This is a genomic window from Streptomyces sp. A012304 (assembly GCF_026008495.1).
Classification (GTDB): Bacteria; Actinomycetota; Actinomycetes; order Streptomycetales; family Streptomycetaceae; genus Streptomyces.
The window spans coordinates 1-10,005 of the sequence record NZ_BQUN01000061.1 but is presented as its reverse complement, the minus strand read 5'-3'; the positions used below and the strand labels follow the sequence as shown (position 1 = coordinate 10,005).

The 10,005-nt window shown below is 69.2% G+C and carries 7 protein-coding genes; 4 read left to right on the top strand and 3 right to left on the bottom strand.

Going from position 1 to position 10,005, the window contains the following annotated elements; translation table 11 throughout:
- Window positions 1-678: IS21-like element helper ATPase IstB (gene istB / locus ALMP_RS14085; RefSeq protein ID WP_264927592.1), on the top strand; the 678-nt coding region annotated here is incomplete at its 5' end.
- Between the two features lie 82 nt (window positions 679-760).
- On the opposite strand, the gene tpg is transcribed toward istB, so the two are convergent.
- Both tpg and tap read right to left on the bottom strand, forming a co-directional pair.
- Window positions 761-1,318: a telomere-protecting terminal protein Tpg gene (tpg, locus tag ALMP_RS14080; RefSeq protein ID WP_264927590.1), complete on the bottom strand. Its 558-nt coding sequence runs from the start codon at window positions 1,316-1,318 to the stop codon at window positions 761-763.
- A gap of 91 nt (window positions 1,319-1,409) precedes the next feature.
- Window positions 1,410-3,512: a telomere-associated protein Tap gene (gene tap, locus ALMP_RS14075; protein WP_264927587.1), complete on the bottom strand. Its 2,103-nt coding sequence runs from the start codon at window positions 3,510-3,512 to the stop codon at window positions 1,410-1,412.
- Window positions 3,513-3,901: 389 nt separating this feature from the next.
- On the opposite strand from tap, the gene ALMP_RS14070 reads away from it, so the two are divergent.
- The 3 genes from ALMP_RS14070 (at window position 3,902) to ALMP_RS14060 (ending at window position 6,891) form a co-directional block, all read left to right on the top strand.
- Window positions 3,902-5,494 (top strand): Mu transposase C-terminal domain-containing protein, encoded by a 1,593-nt coding sequence (locus ALMP_RS14070; protein WP_375803481.1) that lies wholly within the window; start codon window positions 3,902-3,904, stop codon window positions 5,492-5,494.
- Window positions 5,491-6,243 carry an ATP-binding protein gene (locus ALMP_RS14065; RefSeq protein WP_264927583.1) on the top strand — a complete coding sequence of 251 codons (753 nt, stop codon included), beginning with the start codon at window positions 5,491-5,493 and terminating at the stop codon, window positions 6,241-6,243. The genes ALMP_RS14070 and ALMP_RS14065 overlap by 4 nt, the downstream gene beginning before the upstream one ends.
- A gap of 72 nt (window positions 6,244-6,315) precedes the next feature.
- Window positions 6,316-6,891: a hypothetical protein gene (locus ALMP_RS14060; protein WP_264927581.1), complete on the top strand. Its 576-nt coding sequence runs from the start codon at window positions 6,316-6,318 to the stop codon at window positions 6,889-6,891.
- Window positions 6,892-7,030: 139 nt separating this feature from the next.
- Here ALMP_RS14060 and ALMP_RS14055 read toward each other — a convergent pair whose 3' ends face one another.
- Window positions 7,031-9,430, bottom strand: coding sequence for a DEAD/DEAH box helicase (locus ALMP_RS14055; protein WP_264927579.1), 2,400 nt, complete (start codon window positions 9,428-9,430; stop codon window positions 7,031-7,033).
- Window positions 9,431-10,005 lie beyond the last annotated feature (575 nt).

Here is a 10,005-nt window from a genome sequence, read left to right as displayed (position 1 = left end):
GACGAGAACTGGTCCCACGAGGAGTACCTGGCCGCACTGCTGCAGCGGCAGGTTGCCGACCGGGAGTCGAAGGGCACCGTGATGCGGATCCGCACCGCCCACTTCCCGCAGGTCAAGACGTTGGAGGACTTCAACCTCGACGACCTGCCGTCGCTGCGGCGCGACGTCCTCGCCCACCTGGCGACCGGCACGTTCGTCGCGAAGGCGGAGAACGTGATCCTGCTCGGCCCGCCGGGCATCGGCAAGACGCACCTGGCCATCGGGCTCGGCGTCAAGGCCGCGCACGCCGGCTACTCGGTCCTGTTCGACACCGCCAGCAACTGGATCACCCGCCTCGCCGAGGCCCACCAGGCCGGTCGGCTCGAAGCCGAGTTGAAGAAGATCCGCCGCTACAAGCTGATCATCGTTGACGAGGTGGGCTACATCCCGTTCGATCAGGATGCGGCGAACCTGTTCTTCCAGCTCATCGCGTCCCGTTACGAGCAGGGCTCTGTCATGGTGACCTCGAACCTGCCCTTCGGGCGCTGGGGAGAGACCTTCTCCGACGACGTCGTGGCCGCCGCGATGATCGACCGCCTGGTCCACCACGCCGAGGTCCTGACCCTCACCGGCGACTCCTACCGCACCCGCCAGCGACGCGAACTCCTCGCCAAGGAGAACCGCGCGGGCCGCGACTGATCAACCCACTGGGGGTCAATTTTCCCGGACTCCCAGGGGGTCAAATCTCAGGAACCGTTGACACCTGCGAGCCGGGGCCAGGTTAGTAGTCGAGGTCGAGGTAGTCGATGTCGTTGAGGGTGACGTCGGTGAGGCCGGTGGCGCGGTTTCCGCCGTCTTGGAAGTAGATGTCCTTGAATCCTTCGGCGATGATCTGGCGCATCTGTTGGTCGCTGGCTCCGGCGTTGTGGGCGTCGAAGAGGCGCTGCGCGTAGGTGGGGGGAAGGTGGACGGTGAGGCGGCGGAAGCGTCCGTCGTCGGTGGTGCCGATCGGCGCGGTGTAGCCGAAGCGGGCCCTTGTCTCCACCGTGATCCCGCGTGTGGTGGCGGCCTGCTTCTGCCGGCGTTTGCGTACCTGTGGCTGCCAGCGGGCCCGTACGGCGTCGTCGATCCGTTCGGCGATGTCCTTGGGTGGGTGCTTGCGTTCGCCTTTGCGGTATCGCTCCACCGACCGTTGGCTGACGCCGATCTCCGCCGCGACGGCTTTGGTCGTCTTGAGCTGCTTCATCAGGAAATTGATCCGTGCTTGGAGGGTCTTGGGTGGCTGGCGGGTGAAGGTTTCCCGGTCGGCGCGTTCGATGGCGTCGTCGATCTCTGCCACAGCTCAGCCCTTCTCGGCAGTGGAGTCCTGGCCGTCAGTGTCGGCCGGTGGGAACCAGGTCTTGTGCGTCGAGCCGGCGTCGGGCACTGGTTTACTCGCCTTCGTCGAGGACGGCGTCGCCGCCTTTGATGTGGCGGGCGGGGTTGTGGTCCTGTTCCATGAGGTCGACCGCCCAGAGCATCGACTGGACGCCTTCCAGCTTGGCCAGGCCGGGGGTGGGTCCGAGGCGGAATCCGCCGGGCTGTGGCTTGCCGGACGCGGCGTACGGGAGGAAGTCCAGCGGGCTCTCCCCAGGCGAGGGGTAGACCACGCAGTCGGACAGCACGGCGAGCGGATACAGACCCGTCATCTTCGCCATGTTGGTGAGCTTGCGGTGCATGTTGACCCGCGCCTTGCTGATGACAGCGGCGCGGATGTCGGGGCGCCAGGTCGGCCGCTGAAGGGCCGGCCATCGCTCGCCCTCCTTGTACTTCTTGCCCTGGGGGCGTTCACGCAGTTTGCCGATGCCGCCCTTCACCGTGGCCTTGATGGCGGCGAGGACGGCCGCCATCGCTGGGTCGACGTCTTTGTGCCGCTCCATCGCCGCGAGGAACTCGGTGTCGGAGAGCTCCCGGGTGACGCCGAGGTCGGCGAGGGTGTCGACGTAGGCGTTTTTGAGGCGGTCGTGCCACGGGTCCAGGTAGGCGCCGGTCTCGCGGCGCAGGTACGCCTCGATCGGGGCGACGTTGTAGCCGAGTTCCTGGGCGTAGGCGACGGTGTGTGTCTGGTACCAGGCCGGGCCCGTGGGCCGGGTGCCGTCCGGTGTGAACGGTGAGGGCAGACGGGGGTCCACCTCGACGTGGGAGAGGTCGACCAGCCAGCTCCCGGGGATCTTCGGGTTGAAGGCCGGGGCGTGGAAGTGGTCCGGGGCGGACAGGCCGACGACGAGGCGGGCTGCGGCGGCGAGGAAGGCGGTGTTGAGGTCCAGGCCGACCGCGTACGGGAGCGTGCACTCCTCATCCGTCAGCAGGCTGACATCGCGCACCCACTGGTACGCCTCCTCATCGAGGAAGCCACCGCTCCACCCGCTGTCGACGACGACGGGGTGCTCGGGGGTGGCCTCCGGCGGCGCGGGGTCCATCGGCTCGGTCCCCAGCGAGCCCGGGTTGTGGGCGGACACCCAGTTCCCGGTCGCTTCGTCGCGCACCGCGCGGGTGGGCGGGCGCAGCGCCGTCATCAGCTCCAGCCCGGACACGGCCGTCGATCCGCGCGGGGTGATGACCCGGGTGGCGTACACGCCCAGGACGCGGGCGATGTCGGCTGGCTCCATCTCCGTAACGCCGGGCCAGGACCGCTCATCGAGGGCGTCCCAGGACAGGATCGCCAGTTGCACGCACTGCCGCTCGCGACCCTGGGCTTTGCGGTAGATCCTTGCCCACGGGCCGAACCCGCGCTGGGTGAGCCGCCACTTCGCCTTCGCTACCTGCTTGACGACCGGATGGTCCTCCGGTAGACGCAGGGACCGGCGCTGCTCATGGCCCTGAAGGCGCTCGGGCAGTCCCAGCTTCACGGCGGCCGCGGCGGTGAGGACGATCAGCGGGTCGCTGTCCTTGCCGTAGCGGTTGAGCTTCGGTGCACCGAGGCCGGATTCGCGCAGCGTCCACTCCACCAACTCGGGCACGGTGGTCGCGGGGCAGTCCAGCATGATCCCGTCGACGCCGTATGCGCAGCCGTCACCGTCCAGGACCGCGAGGGGCCCGTGCGGGAAGCGCGGGTCGGCTGCGGGCTGCGCCGCCTTCTTCGTGGCGGGCCGCCGCGATGTCGCAGCGGGCCAAGGGGTGGCGGGGCGCGCTGGCGCCGCAGCCGGAACGGCGGGAGCCTGCGGGGCGTCTGCCGTCTCCACCCTGGACGCGGCCGGCTCGGTAGACGCCGCTCGCGCCGGAGCATGTGCCGGGGCTGCACCGGGGGCTGGATACTTCGCCGCCCACCCCTTCAGCAGCCGCTGGTAGGCCTCCAGCCGCGGAGACTTCGGCTCGCTGCGGCCGTTTTCCCAGTTCTTCACCGACTGGGTCGTGGTCTTCAGCGCGGTGGCCAGGCGGGCCTGGGTGATGCCGGCGGCCTCACGCAGCCGGGCACGCTCCGCCGGAGGCGGCAGGTGCGGCTCCTCGTTCAACAGAGCGTCAACAGACGCGAACAGTTCTTCCTCAGACGCCATTCCCTGCACCTTCACGTCAGGACCCGACACCGATTAACCACAAACTTACCCCATCCTTTAACCCTGCTGTGCCCATTTCAGCCCCTGCGCGGCGAGGGTGCGATTTCTCGTTTTGGTGACAGTGGTGTGAGAGACAGCAGGTCGTTGGCATGTTGATGCTGGTCGGTGGCTGTTTGTGGGTGTCGGGTCACTGTCTTGGGCGTGAGAGATGGGTGGATCTGCGCTGTCCTGGGGCGTTATCTCTTCTGGGGTGACGCTGTCTCAGTTTTGTGAGTTCTGAGCCGCTCCCGGCGGGTGATTGGTGTGATCGGGGGATGGATGGAACTCAGCCGTCGGCGGTGTTGGGCGTTTTGCCGCCCGGATCGGTTCGGGCGTTGCGGGGGCCTGCGGTGCGTCGGCTTCTGGGGTTGCGCCGGGAGGGCAGGCTTACCACGGCGCATGTGAGGTCGGCTGCGGACGTGCTGGGAGTGCGGGAGCGCGCGGTGTGGCGATGGCTGGCCGCGGCGGAACGGGATGAGTCCGCGAGCGTGGCGCCTGGGGAGCGGGCACGCAGTCACGGGAGGTTCACCGTCACCCCGGAAATCCGGGCTCTGCTGGGACTGTGGAAGGGGAATGTGGCTGCCGTCCACCGTAAGCTGGCCGCTCGTGCGGCCAGGGGTGAGGGGGAGTCCCCGCCGTCGATTCCTACGCTGCATCGGGCGATCCGGCGTGACCTGAGGCCGGGGGAGAGGGCCGGGCTTGCGGGAGGGGAACGCGCGGCGCGCAAGCATGATGTGTTCCTGGCCCGGCCGCGTCCCTGGCGCAATCAGGTGTGGGAGACCGACCACATGCAGGCCCCGGTGCTGGTCGACGTCGATGGCAGGGCCCGCAGACCGTGGATCACCTGGTTCACCGACTGTGCGACGAACGCGATCACGGGGGTGGCCGTCTCGCCGGGAACTCCGTCGCGGGAGTCGGTGCTGGCCGCGCTGCGCTCCGCGGTGCTGCGCGAGGAGCCCTACGGCCCGTTCGGCGGTCTGCCGGAGAAAGTACGCGTGGACCGCGGCAAGGACTTCCTGTCCACGACGGTGAGCGCCGCGTTCGGTCTGCTGGATGTGACGGTTGAGGATCTGCCCGCCTACACCCCCCATCTCAAGGGCACCGTGGAGGGGCTGAACCGGGCGGTGGAGAGCATGTTCCTGGCCGCGCTGCCCGGCTACGCCCGCCAGCCGCGCCCCGGCGAGCGAGCTTCCCGCCCGAAGGACGAGGTGCTGCTCGGCTTCCAGGACTTCACCGCCCGACTGCTGACCTGGATTTCGTGGTGGAACACCGAGCACCGGCCCGCGCCCTTGCGGGGCAGGACTCCGCTCCAGGTGTGGCAGGACGATCCCACCCCGCTGCGGGACGTGCCGGCCAGGGATCTGTGGACGTTCACCCTGGAGGACGCCGGCATCCGCACGCTGACCACCCGCGGTGTCCGCTTCCGTAAACGCGACTACGTGGGAGCGTGGATGGTGGGCCAGGCCGGCATCCAGGTCCGGGTCCGCTTCATGCCCCACCACGACCACCGCATCGAGGTCTACCACGCGGGCACCGGCCGCTACCTGGGCCCTGCGGACCTGGCCGACCAGGCCACCGGCGAACAGATCAGCGCCGTACGCAGAGCGCGGGCCGCCCGCACCCGCCGCCTGAAGAAGGACCTGGAGGCCTCCCGGCGCGAGCGCTACGCCGCCGTGAACCGGCCCGAGGCCCCCCAGCGGCTCGGTGCGCTGACCGGCGCGCAGGCCGAGGCCGAACTCGCCCAGAGCGCCGGTACCGACCTCGCCCAGCTCGCGCTGCCGGACCTCATCCCGCCCGCCGCGCCCCCGGCCGACTGGCGCACCCCAGCCTCCCTCGCCACCCGGACCAGGCCCGCCCGGCCCGCTCCCGTCCCGCCCGCACCTGCCTTCGACGGCCCGCCCGCACCCACTGCACCCACCGCTGAAGACGGAGACGCCTCGTGACCGCGGCCGCCTACCAGTACGTCGACCTGCCCGACGCGTCCGTGGTCACCACCCGCGCCCTGCTCACCGTCCGGGAGAACATCGCCGACACCGTCACCGCACGGGCGATGATGTGCATCCACGGCGGCGCCGGCTTCGGCAAGACCCTCGCCGTCAACACCTGCCTGCGCGGACTCGAACCCGGCGAGGACGTCCGCAGGATCACCTTCCGGGCCCGGCCCACCGCCCGCGCGGTGCGCTACGAGCTGCTCACCGCCCTCGACCTGGCCGGACAGCCGCCGCGCCATCCCAGCGAGTTCGACCGCCTGCTGAAAACCGCCCTGGCCGAACGCCCCCGCACCCTCCTCGTCGATGAGGCCCAGTGGCTCAACGGGGAGGCCTTCGAATACTTCCGCTACCTGTGGGACGAACCCGCAACCCAGCTCGCGATCGTCTTCGTCGGCGGCGAGGGCTGCCACACAGTGCTGCGCCGCGAGCCGATGCTCTCCTCGCGGATCTTCATCTGGCAGCACTTCACCCGCCTCACCCCTGGTGAGGTCGGCGAGGTCATGCCACTGTTCCACCCGATCTGGGCTGATGCCGACGCCGCCGACATCGCCTTCGCCGACCAGCATGCCGCGCACGGCAACTTCCGCAACTGGGCCCGGCTCACCGCCCATGTCCGCCTGGCGCTGAGCCGCACGGGCCGGCCGCGCGTGGACCGTGAAGTGCTGCGGTGGGCGTTCAGCCGACTGGGCACCTGCGCCTGACAGACCCTGCCCAGCCCGTGGTCGGCACCCGTAGAGAAGTGCCGGCGCAGAGCGAGAAGGAGGCGGACCGCGGTGGGCTTGCTGGATGCGATCAACCCACTCGGTGAGATCGCCGTGGACGTTCTGGCCTGCGGACCGGCTGCTTCCGAGCACTGCCCATCCCCCAGCAGCCTGCGCGCAGCGGGCCGTTCCCCCTTCACCGTGATCGTGGACCCTCAGGACGACGTGCGTTTCACCCACACCGTGCTGGCCGCCCACCATCCAGCGGCAGGACGGATCTCGATCCACCCCACCGTCGGCCGCGGCGGCCGGCTGCTGTGGCACGACATCCTGCACACGGTGGCACAAGGCCGTCCCCTGCGAGCCCCGGCCTGCGCCGACCGCGGCAGCGCGCCCGCACAGGAGCACGCGGCCCGCTCCGCTCTGAAGACCGCGGCCGTACAGCGGATGACCGTTCTGCGCGCACACCGCATCACGTGGGGCGTGTGGGCGGATCTGATGGCCCTGCACCGCACCACCGACACCGACGTGACCATGGTGCACCACGCCGAACTACCAGCCGACCTGGCGCATCTGCTGCGCCACTGCGACCACCGGATCCTCACCACCCATGCCGGCGTACAGGCGCTGCACCCGCCCGCATGTTGACCGCCACACCCGCTGACGTGAGTCCATCTGCCGCGTCACGCCTCGAGCATCCGCGACGAGCCGGATTCGAAGGCGCTGTTGCGGGCGTGCCGCCGCACGGCCTCCTGCACCCGCTGCTCTTCAGAGCTGTCACCGGTCATCACGCTGCCGCTCCTTCCGCCGCCCAGTCGAGTCCGAGGTCGGCGAGGGCTTGGAGCCTGTCGTGGGTGAGCTTGGCGCGGCGTCCTTTCTGGTTCATGATCCACACACCCAATCGAACCTCTGTCCCGTCCTCCAGACGTTCCACGTGGGCTCTGGAGACGGTCACGGAGCCGGTGCGGGTCTTGTACTGCGCGAGGGCCGCAACGCCCCGCTCGAAGGCGCTCACGGGCGCTGCGGACGGCTTCGCGGGCTCCTCTGCCACCGGAGCCGGCGGCACGATGCCGAGCTGCTCCAGGCGCTCGCGCTGCCCCCCGGTCAGGGCCGCCCAGACCTCTGGCTTTCGCTGCCGGGTCAGCCACTTCCCGATGTCCATGCCGTGCACGGTGACGCCTGGCGTGACGACCCAGGGGTCTCTCTCCTCGGCCACCAGCTCGCGCAGTGCGGCGTAGTGCCGCTGCCACTCCGCCGGCCACGACGGGTTCCAGTCTTCGTCCACGGCCTCGAGCGCGGTCTTCCAGTCGGGGTGCCCGTCGAGGGCGCCTGGGCGGCGGAGGTTGGACAGCCACTGTCCGATCGGCCGGTCCAGCATGGTCGCGGTGCGGGGTGCGCAGAGTGTCCAGTGCTGGTCGTAGTAGGCCTTGGCGGCTTCCAGGTTCTCCTTGAAGCGTTCATCCGCCACGGACCACACCATGCCGAGCCGCTCCAGCCGCTGCGCGCGCTGCCCGCTCATTTCCCCGGCCGCGTAGGCCCGTCGCTGCTCCGCGACCCACTGCCCCAGGGGTGTCGCACCCTCCCGGTGCCCGTACGGCACCCGTGCGTTCCCGACCCGCTCGACGTACGCCTTCAGCTTCGCCCAGCCGCGCGCCCAGTCCTGGCGTTCGGTGTCGATCACGTTGAAGGAGACCCAGTCTGCGACCATCACTGGGTCACGCGGGGCCGCGAAGCGGAGCAGCAGGCGGGATTCTTCCTCGCCTTCCCCGGGCGGCGGGCCGATGTTCACGGACGGCTGCGCCACGTCCTTCTGCGGTTCCTGCGGAATCGCAAGCAATTCGACGGCCTCTTCATCATGTGCCCGAAGACCCTCAAGAACCTTCACCAAAGGCCGATACGATCCCGACGTGAACATATCCTCCGGCCTTTCTCCCGGCTGGAGGAAAACCGGCACGATCAGAGAGGCCAATTTCCCTTGTCCCGGCTTCTGACGCAAAGCGCGGCCGATGGCCTGGACGATGTCGTGCGGCGCGCCCTTGGGGTCCAGTAGGGCAACCGAGTCCACCGCCCGGATGTCGACACCCTCGCCCAGGACACGACAGTTCGAAAGCACCGCACGCCAGGCGGTGGAGCCGAACTTGCCCAGGACCTCCCGCCGACGCTCCGGGACGTGCTCGCCGCACAGCCAGTCCGCCCAGATCGCGGACGGGTACTTCTCCGGCTGGTCAGCGTGCAGCTTGGCCGCCACACGCTGAAGGCCCTCCGCGTACGCCTGTGCCTCTATCGTCCGGTGGTGGAAGGTGATGCAGGTCTGGAGATTGTGCTGCGCCATGGTGTGCAGGAGCGCGGCCTGCAAGGCCCCGAGGCGCTGCCCGCGGACCTCTTCGGTGTGCCGCTCCTCGCCCATCAGCCGCTCGGGCGTGACGACCGGGTCCTTCAGCTCCAGGACGATGATCTGATACCGCGCCAACAAGCCCCGGGAGACGGCCGACGCGAGCGAGAGCTTGTACAGGACGGGCCCGAAGACCTTCTCGTCGTCCATGGAGGCCGCCATCTCGCGCGGCAGCGGGTCGCGTACCCCTTCGGCGACCTCCCGGTTGAGCCGCTCCTCCCAGATCCGCGGCGTCGCCGTCAGGTACAGCCGGCGGTGCGACGGAATGACGGTCTGGTCGTGGACGTCGGCCCACGCCTTACCCATCGACCCACTTGTCCTGTGGGCCTCATCGACCACCGTGAGGTCCACCGGGTCCAACTTCTGGCCGTACACGCCCTCGAACGCCTCCGCCAGGACACCCAGACTGGCGTACGTCCCGAACATGGTGACCGGCCCGGAGCCGTGCCACAGCGCCAGCTGCACGGGGTTCGTAGTGGAGCGCACCCTGAGGTTCCACAGCTCCGGGTCGTCGGTGAGACTGCACACCGCAACCGCCGGCCCCGCATGCCCAACCTCGCGCCACGCCTGCACCGTCTGGGTCAGAAGATCGAGCGTCGGCACCAGCACGAGAATGCGGCCCTTGGGCACGAGACGCTTTGCCGACGCCGCCGCAATGATGGTCTTTCCCGTCCCGCACGCGGCGTGTACCTGCCCGCGCAGACCGTCCCAGGGAATGCCGCCCGGCGGGATATCGAGGCCGCGCACAATGGCGGCAACGGCCTCAATCTGGTGGTCACGCAGTTTCACGGCCATGCCCCGTGTTCTCCTTTTCGCGGAATACGGCACGTAATCAGAAAGGGAATCCCGGCGCGAGGTGCGCCGCGCTGGAGGGTGTGGTGTCTGATCCCAGACTCTACACAGTACAAACCCGTGATGCATCCTCCACGCATCAACTTCGCAACCCCAGGATGATACGTGACGCAATCCCGCCCACGGCGGCCGGGTTGCCCTGCATGGTGGCAGGGTATTGGTGAACATGCCAGGGGCCGAGTTAGAGGGTGGGGGAGGGGTTCGGGTGGAGCGCAGCGGAACCCGTCACTGCGGTGGGGCCGGCACCCCGTCAGGCCGACAGTCCGTCACATTCGTTGCCAAGGATGTAGCTAGGAATCCCAGGCCCTACACAGTCCCGCACGTGATGCACCTCCCCCTGCTGCCAGCCTCGGCACCCGCGCTTGCGCGGGTGCCCACAATTCGCGCTTGCGCGAATTGGCACGCTTTTAGAATTCCGCTTGCGGAATTCAATTCCCGCGCTTGCGCGGGAATTTAGCGGAGCGTCAGCGGAGCTTTCACTACCGCGCGGCTTGCCGCGCGGTATCCCGCTCCGCGGG

Bases quoted from the DNA above. Each gene is read 5' to 3' on its own strand.
- tap (WP_264927587.1), bottom strand. From the start codon at position 3,512: ATGGCGTCTGAGGAAGAACTGTTCGCGTCTGTTGACGCTCTGTTGAAC.
- ALMP_RS14055 (WP_264927579.1), bottom strand. From the start codon at position 9,430: ATGGCCGTGAAACTGCGTGACCACCAGATTGAGGCCGTTGCCGCCATT.